Raw genomic sequence first — 23,836 nt, 5'->3', positions numbered from 1 at the left:
GGTCGTGATCGTTCCCTTCTCGTGAAACCCCAATAAAACCGCCCTTTGAAGGTTGATCCACGCAGGCGCCGCACATTTGAGCCTCTGTCAAAAAATCGTCACGACCCTCTTTACATAAGTAAGCACGCTCTGCATACATACCAACGCCGAACGGGGAGGGCTCAACAGGACAAACATCGCTCACGCTGCGCGTGGGCTCGAGGCGGTAACCGATGTGAGCTCTGGCCTGCGGGCATGACAGGTTTATCTGGAGGAAGCCCACAATGTTGTTTGCACGCAAGCCCGAGGCATCTTTGACGATGTCCCACAAAGCGTTTCTCGCCCTTCTTCTGGCTTCGACGAGCGCGCCGCTGATGGCTGCCGACGCCGCAGACACCGCCGAAGGTGGCGACATCATCGTCACCGCCCAGCATCGCGAGCAGCGCGTCACCGAAGTGCCGATCAGCCTCAGCGTCGTGTCCGGCGCGCAGGCCGCTGAATCCGGCGCGTCGAGCACGCTCGATCTCGCCCGCTTGGTGCCCGGCCTTTCCATCGGCCAGAACTCGGGCGACGGCGACTTCCCGTTCATCTCGTTGCGCGGCGTCGCCATGCGCGACTTTGCCGACACCAATGAGAGCCCGTCCGCCGTTTATGTGAACGAGTTCTACAAGGCGAACCTGATGGGTCTCGATTCCCAGATGTTCGACATCAGCCGCATCGAGGTGCTGCGCGGTCCGCAGGGCACGCTTTATGGCCGCAACGCGACCGGCGGCCTCATCCACTTCATTGCCGCAGCGCCGACCGAGCAGCTGGAAGGCCATGTGTCCGTCACCTTCGCCGAGCGCAATCGCGTTCAGGCCGAAGCGGCGATCAGCGGCCGGCTGTTCGGCAACCTGCTGGGCCGCGTCAGCGTCTTCCGCCACCGTTATGATGGCTACATCAAGAACAATTTCCCGGGCGGGGAAGACGGCAACGCGCTCAACGCCAGCGCCATTCGCGGGCAATTGTCGAACCAGTTCGCGGACAATCTGAGCGCCGAGCTGTTCGTGCAATATTACAAGAACGACAATGAAGCGGGTAACATGTTCACCCACATTGCCGTGACGCAGGACCCGGTGACGGGCCTCTCCACCCGCAATCCGGGCGGCGTCGACTCCTTCGGCTATGGCGACAGCAAGCCGCTGGAGACGAACACCAACTTCGATGCCTATATGCGCTCGGAGCAGTTCACGGCCATCGGCAAGATCAAGGCGGACCTCGGCTTTGCCGAGCTGACCTCCATCACCGGCTTCGAGAAGGGCAAGAAGGACGCGGCGTTCGACAGCGACTCAACGCCCGGTGCACGCTCGACCGAAGTTCACCCGCGCGCCGAGCAGTTCTCGCAGGAGCTGCGTCTGGCGGGCGTGAACGGGCCGCTCACTTGGGTCACCGGCCTTTATTATTTCGACTATAACGTGAACGGCTATCAGCGCCGCACCACCTCGGCCGCCGCCGGGCCGCGCCGTCCGGTCTATTATGATCTGGACAGCGAGAGCTGGGCGATCTTCGGCAATGTCGACTATGCGCTGACCTCGACCCTCACGGCGACCGGCGGCGTGCGCTACACCGAGGAAGACAAGGAATACGACCTCAACAACACGGACACCGGCCCGGTGTTCAACACCACCACGGTGGGCGATCTCGCCAAGCGCAACGATGACAGCACGAGCTTCACGGCGCGGCTGAGCTGGGCGCCGCAGCGCGGGCAGCTCTTCTATGCGGGTGTGGCGCGCTCGTTCAAGGCCGGCACCTTCAACGTCGGTTACACGTCGCTTCCGCTCTCGGCCATCTCGGTCCGCCCCGAACGGCTGACCAGCTACGAAGCCGGCGCCAAGTTCGCCACCTACGACAATCGCTACAGCATCAGCGGCGCGGTGTTCCATTACCAGTATAAGGACAGCCAGGCCTATCAGTTCGATGGCGTGTCGCTCTCCTCGACCACGTTCAACCGCGATGCGGAGATCACCGGTGCCGAAGCCGAGTTCGCGGCAGAGCCGGTGCAGAATCTGCGCCTGCGGGGATCGCTGACCTATCTGGATGCCAAGCTGCTCGACGTGCAACTGCCCGGCCTCGCCAATAACGGCCCTGTGGTCGATCGACGGATGCCGCTGGCCCCCAAATGGTCGTGGAACCTGACGGCCAATTATCGCGTGCCGAACGTGCTTGGCGGCACGCTCGGCCTGCAGGGCGACATCGCCTACAAGGGCGTGCAGTATTTCGACGCCTTCAACAGTCCCAGCCAGCGTGAGGCAGCCTACGCCTTGTCAAACGTCCGCCTCTCCTGGACCGATGCAAGCGACTCGCTCACCCTCGCTGTCTTTGCCGAGAATGTGACGGACAAGCGCTATCGCACCGCCGCGTTCGACCTCGCATTCCTCGGCATGGCGACCGAAGTCTGGGGCCGTCCGCGCTGGATCGGCGGCAGCATTTCCTATCGCTTCGGCAGCTAGAGCCTCGGGTCGCATCCGATCGCTCAATCGCCGTGGTGTCAGTTCAAGCCGACACCACGGCGATTTACTTTTGGGGCAAGACGCCCGCACATGGGGCGGGCCAAAACACCGGGAAGGAAACCGAGGCATGAGGATCATCCGAGCATCGCGCACGCGCCGGGTCTGGATCATGGCCGCCTGCGCGGCCCTGTCCGCAATGCCGTCCCTTGCCGGGCAGGCGGCTCCCGCCAACCCCAGCGTCATCTACACCGGCAAGATGGAAGCGCGCGGCACGACGCGCGCACAATATCAGCGCCTGATCCTCGATCTCGCGCATGTCTGGGCGGATTGCGATGCAGACCTCATGCGCCGCATTCTGACGGAGGACGTGGATTTTTCCTATCCCGGCCGCCGCCTGATCGGCCGCGATGCCGCGCTCGCTGACCTCGATGGCTTTTGCAAGGTCGCGACGGACCGCAGCATCTACTTTCCCGCCGATGCCTTCTATATCGATGTGCGCAACGGTCGCGTGGCGGCCGAAGTCCAGTTCCGCGTGACCCAGAATGGCGAAAAGCAGGTCGTCAACGACGTGTGGATCGCCACGGTGCGCAAGGGGCGCATCGCGATCATCAAGGAGTATCTGGATGGGCGCGTGCGCCTCCTCCAGGCCGAGGGCAAGCTCAATTATGGCGAGGACGCGCCGTTCCTCACGCCCTGGCCGCCCCGCGTGGAGCACCCGGCAAAACCTTGAAGGTTAGCCCTGACGCTCAACCCCTGATGCCCAGGGACTGACCTTCAGGCGTTTTCCGACACCGGCGCGCAATGTGCCACGCTGGAGACGGCCACGCCGGCCGCTTCAAGCCGCGCCGCGATCTGGAAAATCTTGGCCTCGGCCCAGGGCGCGGCGATGATCTGGACGCCCACCGGCATGGGGCCGCTGGTCATCACCGGCGCGGTCAGCACGGGCAGGCCGATATAGCTGATCGGTTGGGTGTAGATGCCGACGTGCGCGCGGGCGAGCATTTCCTTGCCGCCCAGATTGAGGGTCTGCTGGCCGAGCTTGAGCGCGGCGCAGGGCGTGGCAGGCGCGAGCAGGACGTCATAGTGCGCGAAGGCCCGGCGCGCCGCCTCGCGGAATCGGTAGCGGAAGCGCTGGGCCTGCACGACGAGGGTAGAGGGGAGCAGCGCGCCGGCGAACAGGCGATCGCGCGTCGCCGGATCGAACTGGTCCGGGCGCTGGCGCAGGGCATCGATGTGCAGATTGCCGCCCTCGGCCGCCGTGATGACGAAGGCCGCATAGCGAGCGATCTCGGCTTCATCGAGCTCGACATAGCGATCCGCATTCAGGGCGTCGGCAACCTTGTCCACGGCTTCCAGCGCGACATCCTCGGCATTGCCCCGGAACCAGCCGCCCAGAACGCCGACGCGGAACGCATCGGTGTCTTCGCCAAGTCGGTCCAGAACCGGCTCGGGCGCGGCCGTCGAGCAAACGGGATCGCGTGGGTCCGGCCCTTGCAGCACGTCATAGGCCAGCGCGAGGTCGGCCACGCTGCGGGTCATCGGCCCGATATGATCGAGGCTGGACACGAACGGGAAGGTGCCCGCACGCGACAGGCGGCCATAGGTCGGCTTGAGCCCGAACAGGCCGCAGAAGGAGGCGGGCACGCGGATCGACCCGTTGGTGTCCGATCCCATGCCGATATGCGCAAGGCCCGCTGCGACCGCTGCCGCAGCGCCACCCGATGAGCCCCCGGCGAGCCGCCCGAGATCGTGGGGATTGCGGGTCGGGCCGAAGAAATCATTCTCGGTCGTGAAGCCGTAGGCGAATTCATCCATGTTGGTCGATGCGACGATGATCGCGCCGGCCTCGCGCAGCAGCCTTACGGCGGTCGCGTCTTCGCTGGCGGGCGGGGCCTCGCGGCGCATCTTGGCGCCGGCCAGCGTGACCTCGCCGGCAATGTCGAACAGGTTTTTCACCACCACCGGCACGCCCGCCATGGGGCCGCCGGGCTCGCCCCGCGCAATCGCGGCATCGAGCGCCGCTGCCGCAGCCACGGCCGACTCGGAAAAGACGGCCGTGCAGCTGTTGATCAGCGGATCGAGCCGTTCGATCCGCGCCAGCATGTCGCGCACCACATCGGACGCGCTGAACGCCCCGGCATTCACCCCGGCGGCGATCTGCGCCGCGCCCATTGCTGCAAAATCGGTCATGGCCGGAACACCGGCGCGGCTTCCAGCGCGGGATCAAGCTCAAGGGCGAGCAACGGGGCACTCTGGACGAGGATGAGGTGAAGATTGTTAATGACGCCCTCGCGATATTCGGCCGGCACCGGCAAGCCGATGATTTCCGGCGCGGCCGCCACATAAACGGCCACTCCGTCCCGATCGCTGATCTGGTTTTGCTTTTGCGTATTCGTCATTTGATCCTTGTCCGGACGACCGGCGGGCTGAAATCTTTGGAAATCAGATGTTTCCTGGTGCCGGTCGGCGCCGGCAGAATCTTTTATGCATAATTTGCTCACTTAGGCAATTGTGCAGTTGCTGCATCGCGATTAGCCTTTGGGTTAAGACAGGCGCGGCGCTGCCCCGCGCCGGACCGGAATGCTGGATCGAAAATGATGATGGATACGCGCCCCCCTGAACTGCTCTCCATGACGACGCGTGACGGCGTTCGGCTGGATGCGGACGTGTATCGGCCCGCGCCGGCGGGAGACTATCCCGTGCTGCTGATGCGCCAGCCTTATGGGCGGCGGATCGCGACGACGGTCTGCTTCGCGCATCCGGCCTGGTATGCGGCGCAGGGCTATATCGTCGTGATTCAGGATGTGCGGGGCCGAGGGACATCTGAGGGCACCTTCGCACTGTTCGAGCAGGAGGCCGCGGACGGCGAGGATGCGATCAACTGGGCTGCGGGACTGCCTGGATCGACCGGCGCGGTCGGCATGTACGGCTTCTCCTATCAGGGCGTGACCCAGCTCCTCGCTGCGGCGACGCTGCCGCCTGCGCTCCGGGCGATCGCCCCGACGATGGTCGGCTGGGATTTGCGGCAGGACTGGGCGTATGAGAACGATGCCTTCTGCCTCGCCGCCAATATTGGCTGGGCAGTGCAGCTTGCGGCGCAGAACGCCAAGCATGCCGGGGATGCCGACGCCTTTGCCGATCTGGCGCAGGCCGCACGGGCGCTGGCCTTCGGGCACGGCAATCATGCGCGGCCCGACATTCTGCACCGCCATGCGCGCCATGTGCCATTCTATCGTGACTGGCTCGACCGGGATTTTGCGGACCCCTATTGGGCGCGGATTTCCCCGTCCGCCCATGCGGATCGCCTGACCCAGAGCGGGCCGCCGGCGCTGTTCGTGACGGGATGGTACGACACCCATCTTCCCGGCACCGTGGCGGCCTATCGGGCCTATGAGCAAGCGGGACGTGCAGATGCCGCGCTGGTCGTGGGGCCGTGGACGCATTTCCCCTGGGGCCGGCGGCTTGGCGGCGAGGACTTTGGCGAGGCGGCCATCGGAGAGATCGACCAGTTGCAACGGGCGTGGTTCGACCAGCACCTCAAGGGGGAGGGGGAGGCGATTGCGTCCTCCCGCGCCGTGCGACTGTTCGACATGGGGCGCAAAGCCTGGCGGGATTTTCCAGCATGGCCTGGCGGGCAGCAATGCTGGCAGATCGGCAGCGCCGGTCGCGCAGCGCTGGACGAGCGCGATGGCGTTCTGGCGCCGGATTGCGAGACGCAGGCACCGGCGGATTATCTGGTGCACGATCCCTGGCGGGCCGTTCCGACCACCGGCGGGGCCTTCGGTGCCGTGCCGGGACCGGTAGACCGCACGGATGTGGACGCCCGGCCCGACGTGCTCACCTACACCAGTCCGCCAATGACAGTGCCAGTGACGCTAGCGGGCGAGACCGTCGCTGCGCTGGAGGTCACAGCGGATTGCCCGAGTTTCGACCTGAGCTGCATCCTCACTATCGTCGATGAAGCCGGGCGCAGCCATCACCTGACGGAAGGCTATGTGCATTTCGCGGTCGCGCCCGACGGGGTGGCCTGTGTGCGCTTGCGCCCGACCTGCGCGACAATCCCCGCGGGCGCCCGTGTGCGGCTGGCCGTTTCGGCAGCGTCTTTCCCCGCCTATCCCATCAATCCCGGCACCGGCACGCGGCCGGTGGATGCCGGCGTGGAAGAAGCGGGCGTGATTACGCTGCGTCTGAACCTGGCCGAAAGCCGGCTGGTGCTGCCGGTGCTGGAGGAAGTGCCATGACGCCTCAGGATTTGCCTCCGCACGATCTCGCGCCGGGCGAGCCCTTCGTCCTGCGCGGCGTGCATGTACCGGCCACCTTCACGGCCTTCGAGGGTGGCGCCGAGATCGTGACGGCCGACATCGGCATCGAGCAGGGGCGTATCGCCTTTGTAGCGCCGTCGCTCGTTGAAACGCCCAGCGCGTGGCGCGACATCCGCCTGGATCGCATGATGGTCTGGCCCTGTTTCGTGGAAGCGCACACGCATCTCGACAGCACGCAGATCTGGGCGCGCTCCCCAAATCCCGATGGGACGTTCGGCTCTGCGGCCAGCGCGATCATCGCCGACCGCGAAACCCACTGGACGCCCGATGACATGCGCCGGCGCATGGATTTCGGCCTGCGCTGTGCCTATGCCCATGGCGTGCGCGCGATGCGCACCCACCTTGCCTCCCAGAACGAGCAGATCGAGCAGCGCTGGGAGATTTTCTCGGAGGTGCGCGCAGCCTGGGCCGGGCGGATCGACCTGCAGGCCGTGCCGCTGATTTCCACCGATGTGCTGGCGGACGATGTCTGGTTCGCGCGGGTGCTCGATGTCGTGCGCCGTCATGGCGGCGTGCTGGGCGGCTTCGCGCATGTCTCGCCGCTGGTCGATGCCAGCCTTGAGCGGCTCTTCGACGCGGCAGACAAATACGGCCTCGCGTTGGACTTCCACGCCGACGAGACGGACGACGCGACCTCGGACATCGTGCGGCGGGTCGCGACGCTCGCCGACCGGCGGGGCGGGGGGATGCAGGTGATGGTCGGCCATTGCTGCAGTCTCGCCGTGCAGGACGAGACAGAGGTGGACCGCACGCTGGACCTGATGGCACGGGCCGGGCTTTCCGTGGTGAGCCTGCCGGGCTGCAATCTCTATCTGCAGGCGCGCGCGCCGGGCCGCACGCCCCGTTGGCGCGGCGTCACCCTGCTGCACGAGATGGCCGCGCGCGACATTCCCATCTGCATCGGCGGCGACAATTGCCGTGATCCCTACAATCCCTATGGCGACTTCAATCCACTCGAATCCTTTCAGGATGCGGTGCGGATCGCGCATCTCGATCATCCGGTGGGGGACTGGCCGCGCAGCGTCACCACCACGCCCGGCGCGCTGGTCTCGCAGGCGCAGGCGATTGTCGCCGGTGCGCCCGCCGATCTCGTTCTCTACCGGGCGAAGAGCTATAATGAGCTGTTCGTACGCCACGGCGCGGGCCGGCTGGTCATGCGCGACGGCATCTTCATCGATGCCCCCCTCCCTGACTTTAGCGAGCTGGACTGATGCTGGATCACGCTCTCGAAATTCTGGAAACGCTGGTCGCGTTCGACACGACGTCCAGCAAATCCAATCGCGCCCTCATCGATTGGGTCGCCGCGCGGCTCGCCGAGCGAAACATCCCCTATTGGCTGGTAGAGGATGCGGATGGCGGGAAGGCCAATCTGCTCGCGCGGATCGGGCCGGATGTGCCGGGCGGGATCGTCCTGAGCGGACATAGCGATGTCGTGCCGGTCGATGGCCAGCCGTGGAGCAGCGATCCCTGGACGGTGACCCGCAGGGAAGGCCGGCTCTACGGGCGCGGCGTGGCGGACATGAAGGGGTTCATCGCGCTGGCGCTCGCGTTGATCGACACGCCGGCGGTGCAATCCCTGCAGCGCCCGCTGATCCTCGCGATCACCTATGACGAAGAGGTCGGCTGCCTCGGCGCCCCGCATCTGCTCGATCAAATGGCCGGGTTCGTGCCCGCGCCAGCGCTGGCGATCATCGGTGAGCCGACCAGCATGAAGATATTGTCGGTCCACAAGGGCATGCGGGTGTTCGACGTCACGGTGACCGGGCGGGAAGCGCACAGCAGCCAGCGCGATCAGGGCGTCTCCGCGATTGCCGCCGCTGTCGAGCTGATGAGCCTGATCGGCCAGATGAATGCGCAGGCGCAGGACGCCGTCGGGGCCGACGATCCATGCAGCCCGCCGGGTACGACGCTTTCGGTCGGCATCGTCAATGGCGGCACGGCGGCGAACATCCTCGCGCGCCAGTGCACCTTCCGCTGGGATCTGCGCTCGCCCAACGAGGCCGAAGCGGACGGCTATGAAGCGCGCTTTCGGGCCGCAGCGCAGGCGCTGGATGCCCGCATTCGCGCGCGTGCGCCTGAGGGCGGGGTTGTGATCACGCAACTGGCCAGCGCGCCGCCGCTGGAGCTGGATCGGGACAGCGCCGCTGAATCCTTCGTGCGGTCGTTGACCGGCGATAATGGGCTGAGCGGCGCGGCCTTCGTTGCGGAAGCGGGGCTTTATCAGAAGATCGGCATCCCGGCGGTGCTGTGTGGGCCGGGCTCCATCCTCCAGGCCCACCAACCGGACGAGTGGATCGAGATCGACCAGCTGCGCGCCGGTGCGGACTTCCTCATGCGTCTCGCGGATCGTCTGTCGGGCGAGACCAAAGGTTAACGAAACTGCCCCAGCTTATTTGCAAAACATGCTTACTTATGTAAGGGTTCTGGCCGTGCAGAGCCCTCTGCGCGTCCGGCGGTCGGGTCGATCCAGCCGGAAGAAGCCGATGATGTGCAGGTGGATCGTGAGACGCCGAACCCTTAACCGCTCCGGGCCCGCGCCAAGGACCATCGCGCGATGACGCGGATTGTCGATGGCCACGCTGCCGCCCGGCTCCTGCTGGCGCAAACGGCGCAAGCTTCGGCCCTTGCCCGGGCAAGCCTGGGTCGCGCCCCGCGTCTCGCGCTACTCATGATGGGGGAGGCGGCGCCTGCCCGCGCATATGCCGCGCGCATTGAGGAGTTTGCCGGGCTGGCCGAGGTCGACACCATGATCGTCACTGGACCCGCCGATGGCTCATTGGAGCAGATGCAGGCGCTGGTGCGCCAGTTGAACGCCGATGAATCGATCGATGGTATTCTGCCGCTCACACCGTTCCCGTCCGGCATCGCGATGGCGGACATCGCTGCAATTCTCTCGAGCCAGAAGGACGTCGATGGCTTGACTCCGCTTAACGCCGGCCAGCTAGCGGCGGGGCTGGAGGGCCTGTTCCCCTGCACGCCACAAGCCGCGGTGCTGCTCGCGGAGGAGGTGCTGGGCGATCTGCGCGGGCTCAATGCCACCGTCGTCGGCGCCTCGGCCAGCGTCGGGCGCCCGCTCGCGCAATTGCTGCTCCAGCGCGGTGTGACCGTGACGATCGCGCATATCGATACGCGCGATCTGGTGGCAGCCTGCCAGACGGCGGACGTGCTGTTCGCCGCGGCCGGCCGGGCGGGGCTGGTCGGTGCGCGCCATGTGCGGCCGGGCGCCACCGTCATCGATATCGGCATCAATCTCGTGACGCAGGCAGATGGCAGCCGGCGCATTCTGGGCGATGTCGATCTTGCCGCCGTCGACGGGGTTGCAGCCGTGATCTCGGCCGTTCCCGATGGTGTCGGCCCGCTGACGACGGCATTCCTGCTGGCGAATACCGTGCTGGCAGCGCAAAGGCGGCACGCAGGGGCTTGAGGGCCAGGCCGCGATAGGGTCAACAAGGGGCCGGCGTGGGCCGGGTCATATGAAGAGGATGGGACGTGGCGAGACAACCGAGCGTAAGAGGACCGAAAGCAGCGGTGCGGAAGACTGTCGGCGCGCGTGCCGCCAGGACGCAGGTCGCTGAACCGGCCGACGATGCGAAGGGTCTGCGTCGCACGCGGGATGCGGCTGGCACGCGCAAGAAGATTCTGGAAGCCGCCATCGAGGAGTTCGCCGAGCGCGGGCTAAGCGGCGCGCGCATCGATTCGATCGCACAGCGCTCCGGCGCCAACATGCGGATGATCTACCATTATTACGGCAACAAGGAGCAGCTTTACGTCTTCGTGCTCGATCATGTGTATGAGGACATCCGCAAGAAGGAAGCGGCGCTGAATCTCGCCAACCTCGAACCGTATGAGGCGATGATGAAGCTGTTCAACTTCACCTATTCGCACTTTGCGGCCAACCCGCATGTCATCTCATTGTGGACCGGGGAAAATCTGCAGCAGGGCGCCTATCTCTCCACCTCGATGCGCGCGCCGACGCTGAGTTCACCGCTGATGGACGCCATCAAGGAGACGCTCGCGCGGGGCGTGGAGCAGAAGGTGTTTCGCGAGGATATCGATCCGCTGCAACTCTATGTGTCGATGGTTGCGCTGTCCTATTTCCACCTGTCCAACGTCTACACGCTCTCGGCGATCTTCAGTGCCAACCTGCACAGTGAGCGCTGGAAATCGGAACGCCGGCGCCACGCCCAGGAGATGCTGAGCGCCTACCTCCTGTCCAGCGCCAAGCCGGACACATGAGGACGACGCGGGAGACTCATCGGCGCTACCGGTGTATTTCCGTCTCAGTGCCGGCGCATGTCTCAGCGGTATGAACAGATAAGTCATTGAATCATAACACTGAAAAATAGCAGGGCGGCCAAGCGGTGGTCTTGTCTTAGTAAGCATTTTATGTATAACTATCGGCATGAAAGTTCATGTCATATATGCCTATCCGCTGAAGACGGGCCTCGCGGTCGACATTCACAACACGGTTGTCTCCGGCCTCATCGAGGCGGGGCACGAGGTCGATGATCTGGATCTCTATGCGGAGAATTTCGATCCGATCCTCAATGAGGAAGACCGGACGATCTATCATGACGTCACGATCAACCAACGCCGCATCAAGCCCTATGTCGACCGGCTGCAGGCGGCCGATGCCGTGGTGCTCTGCCATCCGGTCTGGAATTTCGGCTGGCCGGCGATGCTCAAGGGCTATTTCGATCGGGTGTTCCTGCCCGATGTCTCATTCAAGATGGTGGACGGCAAGCTGACGCCGGGCCTCGCCAACATCCGCAAGCTGACCAGCGTGACGACCTATGGCGTGGACCGGCTTCGCGCACTCTACCTGTTCGATCCGCCGCGCTCGAATGCCACGCGCTTCCTGCGGGTTGTGTGCAACAAGAAGGTGAAGGTGGATTACCTCGCCCTCTATGGGATCAATAACATGACGGAAGCACGCGCGGCCAAATTCCTGGCGAAGGTCCGCAAAGAAATGCTGGCTTTCTGACCATGGGCGATCGCCGCGTTGACCCGAATCAGGGCGCGGCCGATGCCGCCGCGCCGATCGTTTCCTTCCAGGACGTCTCGCTGACCTTCGGGACAGGCGTCGAGGCCCTGCGGGGCATTAATCTCGATATCCGCCCCGGCGAGTTCATCAGCATTTTGGGGCCCTCGGGCTGCGGCAAGTCCACCTTGCTGCGCATCGCCGCCGGGCTGATCGACTATACTGACGGCGCGCTCCACGCGGATCGCTCCCACATCGCCTTCACCTTTCAGGATGCGACGCTGCTGCCCTGGCGCACGGTGCGCCGCAATGTCGAGCTCCTGCTCGAATTGCGCGGCGTCGGGCGAGAGGAGCGGCGCCGGGTGGCGCAGGAGAAGATCGCGCTGGTCGGCCTGAGCGGCTTTGAGGAGCAATATCCCAAGCACCTTTCGGGGGGCATGAAGATGCGCGTGTCGCTGGCCCGCGCCCTGACCCTCGATCCCACGCTGTTCATGTTCGACGAGCCCTTCGGCGCGCTGGACGAGATCACCCGCGAGCGGCTCAACGATGAAGTGCAGACCCTGCAGTTGCGTCAGCAGTTCGCGGCGATGTTCGTGACGCACTCCGTGTCGGAGGCGGTGTTCATGTCGTCCCGCGTCATCGTGATGTCTGCGCGACCGGGCCGCATTGTCGGCACCTACGACATCCCGTTCCCGTTTCCGCGCGACGATGCGGTGCGCTTCTCGCCGCAATTTGCGGAACTGTGCGGCACGCTCTCGGCGGCGCTGCGGGATGCATCGGGAGGCGTGGAATGACCAAAGCGACCTATTTTCCGCCCCGCGCCGCTCGCACTAAGGCCAGTCCTGCTGCTCGCTGGGTCGCGCGACTGCTGCCCCCGCTGCTGCTCGGCCTCCTGCTCGCGGCCTGCTACGCCTATGCGCGCGCCGGTCTTGAGGAGTATCGCCAATTCCTGATGCCCGGCCCCAGCGAGATCTGGGAAGGCGCCTTTGCTTCGGCCGCCGTGCGGGCGGAACTGCTGCGCGCGGCGGGTGTCACGGCGCAGATTGCGCTCACGGGTCTGGCCGTGTCGATTCCGGGCGGGATGCTGCTCGGCGTCCTTATGTTCCGTTCCTTCTGGATAGAGCGTGCCGTCGCACCCTATCTGGTGGTGCTGCAGTCGATCCCGGTGCTGGCGATCATCCCGCTCATCCAGTCGCTGCTCGGCTTCGGCTTCCTGCCCAAGGTGCTGATCGTCGCCCTGTTTACCTTCTTCGCCATTCCCACGACTTTGCTGCTCGGCCTCAAGAGCCTCGACAAGGGCATTGGGGAGCTGTTCCGGCTGGAAGGAGCAGGCTGGGGCACGACGTTGCTCAAGGCGGGCATCCCCTCCGCGCTGCCGTCGCTCTTTGCCGGCATTCGGATTGCGGCGAGCCTTGCGGTGATCGGCGCCATCGTCTCCGAGCTGTTCTTCGTCTCGGGCGATGGCGGGCTGGGCCAGATGCTGGTCAACTCGAAGATCGATTTCCTCTACGAGCAGATGTACGCAGCGCTCATCGTCTCGGCAGTGATGTCGATCGGCGTCTATCTGTTCTTTGGCTGGCTCGGCGACCGGCTCTTCTCTCACTGGCATGATTCGGCCGGGGCCAAGGGATGATGCGGCGGGCACGTCATGCCGTGCTGGCCGCGCTGGCCTTGCTCGGCGCGGGCGCGCAGGCCGCGCCAGTGGCGCAGGGGGCGTTCGCCCGCGAGCATTACCGCACGCCCTTGTCCAAGGTCTGCCCCAATCCGGTCGTCATGCAGCTCGACTGGTTGCCGCAGGCCGAGCATGGCGGGCTGTTCCAGCTCATCGGTGGCGGCGGGACGATGAGCCAGGGGCGCTATCAGGGCCGGCTCGGCGCGACCGGGATTGACCTGCTGATCCTGGTGGGCGGCAAGGGCATCGGCCTTGGCGATGCCGAGACACCGTTTTCCGCGCTCTACATGGGCAATAGCCGCGCGGGCCTGCGTCCGCATCTGGCGCTGGTCGATCAGGATAATGCCTTCATCTTCTCCCGCCGCTTCCCGGCTACGGGCGTGGTGGCAATGCTCGAGAAATCGCCCATGGGCCTGTTCTGGGATCGCGCGACCTATCCGCGCGGCTTCCGCTCGGTAGCGGACCTGCGGGCGTTCGTGCAGTCGGGTAAGGGCAAGATCTACCTTTCCACCACGCGACGCACATTCGGGCGCTATCTCATCAATAACGGATTGCCCAAGGATGCGGTGCAGGAAGGCTATAATGGCGATGCTGAAACCTTCGTGCTGAATCGGGGGCGTTGGCTCAATCAGGGCAGCATCACCAGCGAGGGCTATCAGTTCGCGCATGGGAAGCGCTGGAACAAGCCGGTCGATTTTCTGCTGCTCTCGGACATGGGCTATCCGCTCTATCCCGGCATGGTCTCGGTCGCGACGAACCGTCTCAATGAGCTGGCACCGTGTCTCAAGGGGCTGGTGCCGCTGCTCCAGCGCGCGCAGGTGGATTACATCCGCGCGCCGGGCGAAGTGAACGACCTGATCTACCGCTTCAACGAGGGCGGCTTCGCGGCGCCCTGGTGGAAGACCTCGCGCGAGTTGCTGGCAGCGGCCTCTGCCGTCTCGCTTTCGCGCGGCATTGTCGGCAACGGGCCGAACAAGACTTTGGGCGATTTCGACATGACCCGCAGCAATGTGCTCCTCTCCCGGCTCAAGCCCTATCTCGACATCCGCGCCAAGCCGAATGTCAAGCCGCAGGACGTCGTGACCAACCGCTTCATCGATCCCTCGGTCGGGCTGCGCTGATGCCTGTGATTCTGGATGGCGATGCCACCGCGGCAGCATGGCGCGCGCGGATCAAGGCGCGGGCGGACGAGAGCGCATTCGTGCGGGCGGGGCATCGGCCCTGCCTCGTCACGGTGCTCGTGGGCGACGATGAGGCAAGCCGGGCCTATGTCTCGCGCAAGCATCAGGATTGCGAGGCGCTTGGCTTTTCCTCCCGCCAGATCGATCTCCCCGCCAGCATTTCGCAGGCCGATCTGCTGGCCCTGATCGACATTCTCAACCGGGACGCCGCCTGTCACGGCTTGATCGTGCAACTGCCGCTCCCTGCGCACATTGATGCCGGCGCGGTGATCGAGGTGATCAGCCCGGACAAGGATGTGGACGGGCTCCACCCCCTCAATCTGGGGCGGATGCTGGCCGGTCAACCTGCGTTGCGGCCCTGCACGCCAAGCGCGATCCTCGCTCTGCTGCGTGAGTATGACGTACCTCTCGCCGGGCGCCGCGTGGCGATCATCGGGCGCGGGCTACTGGTCGGTCGGCCGCTCGCGATGATGCTGGCCGACAGGGATGTCGATGCGGTCGTCACCGTGCTTCATCGCGGCGTAGCGGATCTGACGCCTGTGCTGCGCGACAGCGATGTCATCATCGCCGCAGCCGGTCAGCCCGATCTCGTGCGCGCGGAGGTGGTTCGGCCGGGCGCCTGCGTCGTCGGGGTCGGGATTAGCTATGTGGATGGGCAGATGGTGTCGGACATTGCCGAGGATGTCGCGCAGGTGGCCGGCTGGGTGACGCCGCGCCATGGCTCGGTGGGGCCCATGACCCGTGCCATGCTCATGCGCAATCTGCTGAACGCGGCGCTCAGCCAGACCTGAGCGCCGCCGGTTTTCCGTCGTTCGACTATCCCCGCGCCGGGCCGATGGCCGCGGCGAGCTGGGCCTGATATTCTTCCATCCAGTCGGCATCGGCCGGCGCATTATAGGCGCCACCGCGTGCGCCGTTGACGATCTCGGGATCGTCTACGCCGGGGGGCACCGTGCCGGCATCCTGCAGCGCGCGGGCCGCCTTGATGATGCGCTTGCGGGTCTGCATGATCATCAGATCGCTGGTGACGAGATGCTCGTTGGAGCGGTCCACGATGTCGCCCATGCTCTCGGTGATATACTGGTCCTGCAGGGTGATGCCGGTCACGCCGGTGAAGCTCACCTCATTCTGCGCGGTGCGATCCACCTCATAGTCATTCTCGGCATTCTGGGCGAGCTTCCAGCGGCCGAACCAGTCGCTGCTGTTGGGCAGGAAATTGTGGCGGAATTCCAGGCCCGCGATCGTGTTGCCGTCCACCGTGGTGCGCAGCGGCTGGGTGCGCTTCACCCATGCGAAGTTGATCACCATGGTGTGGCTGTCATCCATCGGCACCCAGGCATTGGCCGTCACATTGTCTGAGAAGGTGCCATCCGGAAACAGCGCCCAGAAGGGGAAGATATACTGGCAGATGCGCCAGTAGAGGCCCTCGCCATCGGCGGAGGGGCGATAGGCGCCAGCCATCGTGCCCCAGTCGGTATCCGTCACCTTGAAGTCGGGCGCGCGCTTGGTCACCGCGACGCTGTGCATGTTGGTCGCATCGACGTCTTCATCGGCCACGCTGCCGACATGCAGGAAGCCGAAGTGGCTGGTGTCGATGTCGCCTTCCAGCGCCTGCAGCCAGTTGCACTCGCGCTGGGTGAGCGTCACGCGCAGCTCGGCATCCGGCAGCATCGTTGCTTCGATGCAGGGGAGGGGCGGCGGCGTCTCGCGCTCGCCCATATACACCCAGACCACACCGGCGCGCTCGGCGGTGCGATACACCTTGGCGTGGACGCGTGGCTGGAACTTGGCAGCGTCGGCTTCCGAGACGTTCGGCATGTCCAGGCACTTGCCGTTCACGTCGAATTTCCAGCCATGGTACACGCAGCGAATGCCGCCCTTTTCGTTCCGCCCGAAGAAGAGCGAAGCGCAGCGATGCGGGCAGCGATGGTCCATCACGCCGACCCGGCCCTCGGTATCGCGGAAAGCGAGCAGCTTCTCTCCGAGCAGCATCAGGCGCAGCGGCGCGCCGTCCGCAGCGATCTCCGATGAGGCGCAGGCCGGAATCCAATATTGGCGCATGACGGTGCCCATCGGTGTGCCGGGGCCAACGCGCGTCATCAGTTCATTATTCGCAACCGAAACCATGCAACCTTCCTTCTTTCAGATGTCCGCGAGCGCGTCTTGATTGTCCCAGGCCAGCATCTTGCCGGGGTTGAGCAGGCCCTTGGGGTCGACTTCCCGCTTGAAGGCCAACTGGACGTGGTTGACCTGCTTCATGCCGCCTTCCTCGATGGTGTAGACATGCGGGTTGAACTGACGGCAGCCGCGCTGCTCATGATAGGCCATGATCTCGTTCAGTCGCTCCTCGGTGGTGAAGCGCACCATCTGGATGGCTGAGCAGCTCACGGTCGGGCCGCTGCGGGTGAACTCGAGGTGGAACATCACCTCGTCGCCGAAATGGCGCTGGAGTTCGTCGGCCAGTTCCACGCAATTTTGGGCCGGCAGCAGCGTTTGCAAATAGGTCAGCGTCGGATCGACCTTGAGCGCCTGCAGCGTCGTATGATTCCAGCACAGCTCGTAGAGCGGCACGCGCTTGCCCGTGGCAGGCGCGGTGCGGCTATCGTGCGCGATGCGTCCGCCATGAGCGGCGACGAGCGTCTCGAACCCCTCCCAGGACTGGCTGGCGACCATCACCAGCGCGCAGGCTTCATCCGCGCGGACATAGTGCGCGATCGGGCGCAGATAAGTGTGAGCAATGGGCGGGGCCATCACCCCGCACTGCTTCTTCACCAGACCCGGACTTTCCGCGAACGCCTTGCCGAAGCGGGCGGCGCTCAACAGATCGTCGAACGTGACGACCGCATCGATCCACAATTGCGCATTGGCGAGCGGCAATTCCAGCTCGGTGATGATGCCGGTCACGCCATAGCTGTGGTTGAACTTGGCAATGTCGGCGCCGCGCAGTTCCAGCACGCGCGGCTCGGCTTCCAGCGTCACGAGCCGGGCGCCGAGAATGTTGCCGGTCTCCCGCAGCATTCCCCAGTTGATCGAGCCAACCCCGCCCGATCCGCCGGCAATGAACCCGCCCACGGTCGCGACAGTGCGGGTGGAGGGGTGCAGCCGCATTTCATAGCCATGCTCGGCAAGTTCCTGATCGAGCGTGATGAGGCGCTTGCCGGCCTGCACGCGGCATACGCCGTCCTTCACCCACAGCAGCTGATCCATCGCGCGCATGTCGAGCAGGGCGCCGCCCCTTATCGGCATGGCCTGGCCGTAATTGCCGGTGCCGCCGCCGCGCACCGTCAATGGCACGTCATGGGCATAGCAGGCGGCGGCGATTTCCAGAATGTCGACTTCGGAATGCGCTTCCAGCAGTACGTCGCCGGTCACATCGGCGAGCTGGCGCTTGAGGATGGGGCTGTACCAGTAATAGTCCCGGCTCATCCGGCGCACCGCTGCGGCATCGGTGATGACCTTCGGCCCCTTCAGTGCGGCGATCAGACCATTCAAGTTCATAAGCTTCGATTCCGTTTCAATCCTGCGCGGCACCGGGCCGGATCGCGATCATCCTTGCGCTCGGTCGAGCAGTAGTTATACATAAACTGCTTACTAAGAGAAGAGGGGAATCTCGGATTTGCGCGTGCGGGTCGTAGATTGGGTGGCCGAAATAGGGCAGAAACGCAGCGGTGGGCGCGATTGCGGCCAGCGCGTTCCTGCGGTTTTGAAGGATAAACGCAATGCTTGAATATTGGCAGGATATGACGACGCGCGACTTCCAGAACGTGGATGCCGCGCGCGATGTGGCGCTCATGCCGGTCGCCGCCATCGAGCAGCACGGGCCGCATCTGCCGGTCTCTGTCGATGCCGATATCAATGCGGGTGTCGTCGCGGCAGCGGCGCGTCACCTGGCGGACGGCGTGCGCGTCGTCGCGCTGCCGATGCTCGCCATCGGCAAGAGCAACGAGCATATGGCCTTCCCCGGCACGCTGACCGTCGGGACCGAGACGCTGCTGCGCTACTGGATCGATATCGCCGAGTCCGTGCTGCGCGCCGGTTTCCGCAAGATCGTCGTGCTGAACTCGCATGGCGGCCAGCCCCAGCTTGTCGAGATTCTGGTGCGGGAACTGCGGGTGCGCCACGGCGCTCTCGCCGTCTCCGCGAGCACCTATGGCTTTGGCGTGCCGGAGGGCCTGTTCAGCGAGGACGAGCTGCATCATGGCATTCATGCCGGCGCGGTAGAAAGCTCGATGATGCTCCACCTGCGTCCCGATCAGGTGAAGCGCGAGCTGATGGCCGATTTCCCCTCTACCGGCCCGGCGATTGCGCGCGATTATGATGAGCTTCGGCTCGAAGGCGCGGTGGGCATGGGCTGGATGACGCAGGACATCAATCCGGACGGGGCGATCGGCAATGCCAGCCTCGCCAATGCCGATCATGGCGCCCAATGCCTCGACCATGCCGGGCGCGGCCTCGCGCGCCTGCTTGCCGATGTCAGCCGCTACCCCTTGCCGGAGTCCCGCGCATGAATCCCGCCGTCTATCTCTCCCGTGCGACCGAACTGCAGGCGTTCCGCATCGCGCCGACCGACACCAACTATTTCGTCATCCTGCATGACAAGGCCGTGCCCGGCTTCGAGCATGTGTGCGTGGTCGAGATTTTCGAGCCCGGCGGCAAGACCCCGCCGAACAGCCACAAGGCCGCCTTCGAGTTCTTCTACGTGCTGGAAGGGGAAGGGCGGGCGACCTGCGATGGAGCCAGCGTGTCGCTCAGCCGGGGCAGCGCCATGCTGCTGCCGCCCGGCGGCCTGCACGTCATCGAGAATAGCGGGCCGGGCAAGCTCTACACGCTGACCGTGATGACGCCGGACGAGGGCTTTTCCGACCTGATCCGCTCTGGCGTGCCAGTGGACCTCGACGCCAGCGATATCGCTCTTCTCTCAGGAAACGCATGATGCCAGACCAGACAGCCCCCTATCATCGCCTCGGCAGCTCGCCGCGCCGCGCGTGGCAGGTGAATGCGCAGGAGGCCATTCTTGCGCAGGGCGACCAGCCGCGCCATGTGATCGCCTGCGAAGCCGCGCCGCAGAATCTGCAGATCGATCTGGCGCGCACGGCGATTGTCGTGGTGGATATGCAGAACGACTTCTGCCACCCCGATGGTTGGCTGGCCTCAATCGGCGTGGATATTTCCGCCGCGCGCACGCCCATCGTGCCGCTGCAGGCGCTGCTGCCGCGTCTGCGCGCAGAGGATGTGCCCGTCATCTGGCTCAACTGGGGCAACCGGCCGGACCGGATGAACCTCAGCCCCTCGATCCTCCATGTCTACAAGCCGGACGGCACCGGCACCGGCCTCGGCGATCCGCTGGCGAATGGCGCGCCAGTGCTGGAGGAAGGAAGCTGGGCGGCCGCCGTGGTCGACGAACTGCCGATCGCGCCGCAGGACGTGTGCGTTTCCAAATATCGCATGTCCGGCTTCTGGGACACGCCGCTGGACAGCATCCTGCGCAATCTGCGGGTGGATACGGTGCTGTTCGCGGGCGTGAACAGCGACCAGTGCGTGCTGGCGACACTGATCGATGCGAATTGCCTGGGCTATGATTGCGTGCTGCTCACCGATTGCGCGGCCACCACTTCGCCCGCCTTCTGCGCCGAGGCGACGCTTTACAATGTGAAGCAGTGCTTTGGCTTTACGACCGATTCGGCGGCGCTTGTCGGGGGCATGGATGCGGCGAGGGGGCAGGAGCGCGCGTGATGGAGATCAACAAGCCCGCCATTCTCGCCGAAGTGACCGCGCTGGTGGATGCATACGAACGCGCGCTGGGAGACAATGACATCGCCATGCTGGATGGCATGTTCTGGCAGTCGGACCGCGCGGTGCGTTATGGGGTTGGCGAATGCCTGTACGGGATCGAGGAGATCCTCGCCTTCCGCAAGGCGCGAGCGGGCGGCTCGCCGCCTCGGACCATCCGGCGCATGGAGATCACCACCTTCGGCGATGATTTCGCGACCGCCAATGTCGAGTTCCAGCGGATCGGCGGCGAGGTCATCGGCCGCCAGAGCCAGAGCTGGGCGCGGCTGTCGGAGGGATGGCGCATCGTCTCCGCCCATGTCTCGCTGCAGGGAAGCGGCCACTGACGGCACGCTCCCGCGCGGACTGACTTCAGAAGCCCGCCGCCTTGCCGTCGCTGCGCGGATCGCTCGCGCCTTCCAGCTGCCCATCGGCATGGCGGACGATGGCGCCGGCATGGCCCATCATCGCCGTCATCGGTGCGACCAGCTCCACCTCATGCCCCGCCGCGCGAAGCTGCGCATAAAGCGCCGGGTCGAAGCGGTCCTCCAGCTTGAGTGATGTGCTCTCTTCCCCCCATGTCCGGCCGAGCAGCCAGCGCGGTGCGGAGATCGCCTGCTGCAACGGCACGCCGAAGCGGGCATAGCGGCTGAACAGAGCGGCCTGCGTCTGTGGCTGGCCTTCGCCACCCATAGTGCCATAGGCCATCACCCGGCCGTCATCGAAATGCGCCAGCGCGGGATTCAAGGTGTGGAACGGCTTGCGGCCGGGCTTGAGGGCATTCCAGCCCTCGTCGGCGAGGCGGAAAGAGCAGCCGCGATTCTGCCATGTGATGCCGCTCTGCGGGAGCACCAGGCCCGAGCCGAACTCGAAATAGGTGCTCTGGATGCAGCTCACCACCTGCCCACGGGCATCGGCGGCGGCGAACCAGCAGGTATCTCCCAGGGCCGAAGGGCGCGGCCAGGGCATGGCCTGCGCTGGGTCAATCGCCTGCGCCATCCGGTCCAGGCCCGCCGCGTCATCGAGCAGCGCCTGCGGATCGATCTCCATGAAAGCCGGGTCGCCGACATGCGCATCGCGGACCAGAAAGGCCTGCTTGGTCGCCTCGACCAGCCCGTGCAGATGCGCGAAGCTTTCGGCCTGTTCCGCCGGCAACCGGTCGAACAGCGCGAGGATCAGCAGCGAGGCAAGGCCCTGCGTCGGTGGTGCGGTGTTGTAGAGCATGGCGTCGCGCAGCCGCACGGAGAGCGCGGCGGGCGAGGTCGCGCGGTGGGCTGCCAGATCCTGCGCCGTCACCGGGCTGCCCAGCCGGGCGAGATCATCGGCGATCCGCTCGGCCAGCGCGCCACGATAAAAACTGTCCAGCCCATCCTCGGCCAGCATTCTCAGCGTTTCGGCCAGTTGCGGCTGGCGCAGCGTTTCGCCCTCGCGGAGCGGGCGGCCCTCCGGCTCGAAGATCGTGCGATAGGCGCCCGGTACGCATGTCAGTTCGTCCGATTTGCTCGCGGCCAGTTCGGCGCCGCCGGCGGTCACCGCCACGCCCTGTTCGGCACGGGCAATGGCGTCCGCGAGCAGGCGATGCAGGGGGAGGGGAGAGGCCAGCGAGGACCGCGCCAGATCCCATCCGGAGACCGTGCCCGCCACGGTATTGGCGGCGAGCGGCCCGCGCCAGGGAATGGCCGACAGGCCGGCATAGGCATCGCCAAGCGCCCGAGGACTGCGCCCGCAGGCGTCGATGGCCCAAACCCGGCCGTCCGGCTCGTGGATCAGCCAAAAACCGTCCCCGCCGATTCCCGTCATGTGCGGATAGACCGCGGCGAGGCACGCGGCGGTGGCAATCGCCGCCTCGATCGCCGTGCCGCCGTCCCGCAGGATGGACAGGCCGGCTTTGCTGGCCAGATGATGGGGCGCGGTGACCATTCCGTGGTTGCCGTGGGCACTCTCTTGCATGGTCATGGTCCTTTCCGCTCAGCGCATCCCGTCCGCTGCGGACGCACTAGTATGCATCTTCTGCATAACTTTCAACTTCACCTCGTCCAGACCCATGTCTATGCTGCGGCCCGGTTCGTGCCACCCAGCCTCCTGCTTTCCGGAGAGATGCCATGCTCAAATCCCCTCTCGCGCTGCTCCTTGCAATGTCGGCGCTGGCCAGTCCGGCCATGGGCGCGACCGTAGATGCGCGGGCGACCGCTGCCATCGAACAGTCCATCAAGCAGAGCACGCCGGACCTGATCGCCCTCTACCGCGATCTGCACGCCAATCCCGAGCTGAGCCTGGCGGAAACCCGCACGGCCGCGCGGCTGGCGCAGGAAATGCGCAAGCTGGGGCTGGAGGTCACCGAGAAGGTTGGCGGGACCGGCGTCGTCGCCGTGCTGCGCAATGGCGAGGGGCCGGTGGTGCTGATCCGTGCGGACATGGATGCCCTGCCGATGAAGGAGCTGAGCCAGTCGCCCTTCGCGAGCACCCGTGAGGCGCAGTATCAAGGCAAGACCACGTTCGTCGCGCATAGCTGCGGCCATGATCTGCACATGGCCTGGTGGGTCGGTACGGCGAAAGCCATGCTCGCCATGCGGGACCAGTGGCGCGGGACGATGCTGTTTGTCGCGCAGCCGGGCGAGGAAAGCGGGCAGGGCGCGCGCAAGATGGTCGAGGACGGCCTGTTCACGCGTTTCCCCAAGCCCGATTACGGCTTTGCGGCCCATGTCGGCAATGATCCCGTCGGGCGGATCGTGGTCAAGCAGGGCGCCTTTACCAGCAATTCGGACACCATCCGGATCACTTTCAAGGGCAAGGGCGGTCACGGCTCGATGCCGAGCCGCACCATCGATCCCATCGTGATGGGCGCGCGCTTCGTCATGGATGTGCAAACCGTGGTCAGCCGGCAGAAGGATCCGTTTGAATTCGGGGTCGTGACCGTCGGCTCGTTCCAGGCGGGCTCGGCGGCCAATATCATCCCGGACACAGCATCGCTGGCCCTGACGCTGCGCTCCTTCTCGCCGGAGGTTCGCGAGCAGCTGGTCGAGGGCGTGAAGCGCACGGCGCTCTCCGTCGCAGCGATGTCGCAGGCGCCCGAACCGGTGATCGATCACAGCCGGGGCGCGGCATCGGTCATCAATGACGATGATCTCGCTGCGAAAACCGCAGCTGCCCTGCGCACGGCGGGGTGGGACGACATTGCGCTGATCCCGGCCAGCGCGCCGGGCGGTTCGGCCAGCGAGGATTATTCGGAACTGGTGTCAGCCAGCGGCATGCGCTCGGTCTATCTGGGTGTCGGCGGCTATCTGCCGTCGGTCATCGCGGATTATGCAAAGCACGGCGAGCCGCTCCCGACAAACCACTCGCCCTACTTCCTGCCGGACGCCGAAAGCGCCATCCCAACGGCCATACGCAGCCTGTCGGTCGCGGCCCTCTCGGTGCTGGCCAATCCCAAATAAGTCTGGTGC

General features: G+C 65.4%; 22 protein-coding genes. 17 read left to right on the top strand and 5 right to left on the bottom strand.

The features are described from left to right. The first annotated feature begins 299 nt into the window (after positions 1 to 299). Positions 300 to 2,468: a TonB-dependent receptor gene (locus tag M2343_RS09600; RefSeq protein ID WP_264572153.1), complete on the top strand. Its 2,169-nt coding sequence runs from the start codon at positions 300 to 302 to the stop codon at positions 2,466 to 2,468. Positions 2,469 to 2,595: 127 nt separating this feature from the next. Continuing rightward, positions 2,596 to 3,198, top strand: coding sequence for a nuclear transport factor 2 family protein (locus tag M2343_RS09595; RefSeq protein WP_264576470.1), 603 nt, complete (start codon positions 2,596 to 2,598; stop codon positions 3,196 to 3,198). Positions 3,199 to 3,242: 44 nt separating this feature from the next. Here the strand turns inward: M2343_RS09595 and M2343_RS09590 are convergent, their stop codons facing one another. After that, on the bottom strand, positions 3,243 to 4,658 hold the full coding sequence (locus M2343_RS09590; RefSeq protein WP_264576469.1) for an AtzE family amidohydrolase: 1,416 nt from the start codon (positions 4,656 to 4,658) through the stop codon (positions 3,243 to 3,245). After that, positions 4,655 to 4,867: a DUF4089 domain-containing protein gene (locus M2343_RS09585; RefSeq protein ID WP_264572156.1), complete on the bottom strand. Its 213-nt coding sequence runs from the start codon at positions 4,865 to 4,867 to the stop codon at positions 4,655 to 4,657. The genes M2343_RS09590 and M2343_RS09585 overlap by 4 nt, the downstream gene beginning before the upstream one ends. 195 nt (positions 4,868 to 5,062) lie before the next feature. On the opposite strand from M2343_RS09585, the gene M2343_RS09580 reads away from it, so the two are divergent. The 10 genes from M2343_RS09580 to M2343_RS09535 all read left to right on the top strand — a co-directional run bounded on the left by M2343_RS09580 (position 5,063) and on the right by M2343_RS09535 (position 15,415). After that, positions 5,063 to 6,709 (top strand): CocE/NonD family hydrolase, encoded by a 1,647-nt coding sequence (locus tag M2343_RS09580; RefSeq protein WP_264576468.1) that lies wholly within the window; start codon positions 5,063 to 5,065, stop codon positions 6,707 to 6,709. Beyond that, the gene (locus M2343_RS09575; protein WP_264576467.1) at positions 6,706 to 8,001 is read left to right on the top strand and encodes a cytosine deaminase; all 1,296 of its coding nucleotides are present in this window, start codon (positions 6,706 to 6,708) and stop codon (positions 7,999 to 8,001) included. The genes M2343_RS09580 and M2343_RS09575 overlap by 4 nt, the downstream gene beginning before the upstream one ends. Continuing rightward, positions 8,001 to 9,164 (top strand): acetylornithine deacetylase, encoded by a 1,164-nt coding sequence (argE, locus tag M2343_RS09570; protein ID WP_264576466.1) that lies wholly within the window; start codon positions 8,001 to 8,003, stop codon positions 9,162 to 9,164. Before M2343_RS09575 ends, argE begins: the two co-directional genes overlap by 1 nt. A gap of 180 nt (positions 9,165 to 9,344) precedes the next feature. After that, a complete protein-coding gene (locus tag M2343_RS09565) occupies positions 9,345 to 10,214 on the top strand; it encodes a bifunctional 5,10-methylenetetrahydrofolate dehydrogenase/5,10-methenyltetrahydrofolate cyclohydrolase (protein WP_264576465.1) in 870 nt (289 codons plus the stop codon). A 104-nt stretch (positions 10,215 to 10,318) separates the two neighbouring features. Next, positions 10,319 to 11,026 (top strand): TetR family transcriptional regulator, encoded by a 708-nt coding sequence (locus tag M2343_RS09560; protein ID WP_181558823.1) that lies wholly within the window; start codon positions 10,319 to 10,321, stop codon positions 11,024 to 11,026. A gap of 166 nt (positions 11,027 to 11,192) precedes the next feature. Beyond that, positions 11,193 to 11,774: an NAD(P)H-dependent oxidoreductase gene (locus M2343_RS09555; protein WP_264576464.1), complete on the top strand. Its 582-nt coding sequence runs from the start codon at positions 11,193 to 11,195 to the stop codon at positions 11,772 to 11,774. Between the two features lie 2 nt (positions 11,775 to 11,776). Next, positions 11,777 to 12,565: an ABC transporter ATP-binding protein gene (locus M2343_RS09550; protein ID WP_264572163.1), complete on the top strand. Its 789-nt coding sequence runs from the start codon at positions 11,777 to 11,779 to the stop codon at positions 12,563 to 12,565. After that, complete coding sequence (locus tag M2343_RS09545) at positions 12,562 to 13,404, top strand: ABC transporter permease (RefSeq protein WP_181558826.1); 843 nt, start codon at positions 12,562 to 12,564, stop codon at positions 13,402 to 13,404. The genes M2343_RS09550 and M2343_RS09545 overlap by 4 nt, the downstream gene beginning before the upstream one ends. Then, positions 13,401 to 14,564, top strand: coding sequence for a hypothetical protein (locus tag M2343_RS09540; protein ID WP_264576463.1), 1,164 nt, complete (start codon positions 13,401 to 13,403; stop codon positions 14,562 to 14,564). The genes M2343_RS09545 and M2343_RS09540 overlap by 4 nt, the downstream gene beginning before the upstream one ends. Next, a complete protein-coding gene (locus tag M2343_RS09535; protein WP_264576462.1) occupies positions 14,564 to 15,415 on the top strand; it encodes a bifunctional 5,10-methylenetetrahydrofolate dehydrogenase/5,10-methenyltetrahydrofolate cyclohydrolase in 852 nt (283 codons plus the stop codon). Before M2343_RS09540 ends, M2343_RS09535 begins: the two co-directional genes overlap by 1 nt. Positions 15,416 to 15,440: 25 nt before the next feature. On the opposite strand, the gene M2343_RS09530 is transcribed toward M2343_RS09535, so the two are convergent. Next, entirely contained in the window at positions 15,441 to 16,751 is a 1,311-nt protein-coding gene (locus M2343_RS09530; protein WP_264576461.1) for a Rieske 2Fe-2S domain-containing protein, read from the bottom strand. A 15-nt stretch (positions 16,752 to 16,766) separates the two neighbouring features. Further along, positions 16,767 to 18,122, bottom strand: a complete 1,356-nt coding sequence (locus tag M2343_RS09525; RefSeq protein WP_264576460.1) for an FAD-binding oxidoreductase — start codon at positions 18,120 to 18,122, stop codon at positions 16,767 to 16,769. Between the two features lie 221 nt (positions 18,123 to 18,343). On the opposite strand from M2343_RS09525, the gene M2343_RS09520 reads away from it, so the two are divergent. From M2343_RS09520 to hpxZ, 4 genes are read left to right on the top strand one after another with little or no spacing between them, the layout of a single operon-like run. Continuing rightward, positions 18,344 to 19,132: a creatininase family protein gene (locus M2343_RS09520; protein ID WP_264576459.1), complete on the top strand. Its 789-nt coding sequence runs from the start codon at positions 18,344 to 18,346 to the stop codon at positions 19,130 to 19,132. Then, on the top strand, positions 19,129 to 19,557 hold the full coding sequence (locus tag M2343_RS09515; RefSeq protein ID WP_264576458.1) for a cupin domain-containing protein: 429 nt from the start codon (positions 19,129 to 19,131) through the stop codon (positions 19,555 to 19,557). Before M2343_RS09520 ends, M2343_RS09515 begins: the two co-directional genes overlap by 4 nt. Further along, on the top strand, positions 19,557 to 20,357 hold the full coding sequence (locus tag M2343_RS09510) for a cysteine hydrolase family protein (RefSeq protein WP_264603881.1): 801 nt from the start codon (positions 19,557 to 19,559) through the stop codon (positions 20,355 to 20,357). Before M2343_RS09515 ends, M2343_RS09510 begins: the two co-directional genes overlap by 1 nt. Beyond that, entirely contained in the window at positions 20,357 to 20,740 is a 384-nt protein-coding gene (gene hpxZ / locus M2343_RS09505; protein WP_264576456.1) for an oxalurate catabolism protein HpxZ, read from the top strand. The genes M2343_RS09510 and hpxZ overlap by 1 nt, the downstream gene beginning before the upstream one ends. A gap of 25 nt (positions 20,741 to 20,765) precedes the next feature. Here the strand turns inward: hpxZ and M2343_RS09500 are convergent, their stop codons facing one another. Further along, the gene (locus tag M2343_RS09500) at positions 20,766 to 22,343 is read right to left on the bottom strand and encodes a gamma-glutamyltransferase family protein (RefSeq protein ID WP_264577532.1); all 1,578 of its coding nucleotides are present in this window, start codon (positions 22,341 to 22,343) and stop codon (positions 20,766 to 20,768) included. A gap of 152 nt (positions 22,344 to 22,495) precedes the next feature. On the opposite strand from M2343_RS09500, the gene M2343_RS09495 reads away from it, so the two are divergent. After that, positions 22,496 to 23,827, top strand: coding sequence for an amidohydrolase (locus tag M2343_RS09495; RefSeq protein WP_264576455.1), 1,332 nt, complete (start codon positions 22,496 to 22,498; stop codon positions 23,825 to 23,827). The last annotated feature ends 9 nt before the right edge of the window (positions 23,828 to 23,836 follow it).

The organism is Sphingobium sp. B8D3B, from assembly GCF_025961875.1.
Classification (GTDB): domain Bacteria; phylum Pseudomonadota; class Alphaproteobacteria; order Sphingomonadales; family Sphingomonadaceae; genus Sphingobium.
The sequence above is the reverse complement of the archived record's forward strand: the minus strand, read 5'-3'. Positions and strand labels throughout refer to the sequence as shown.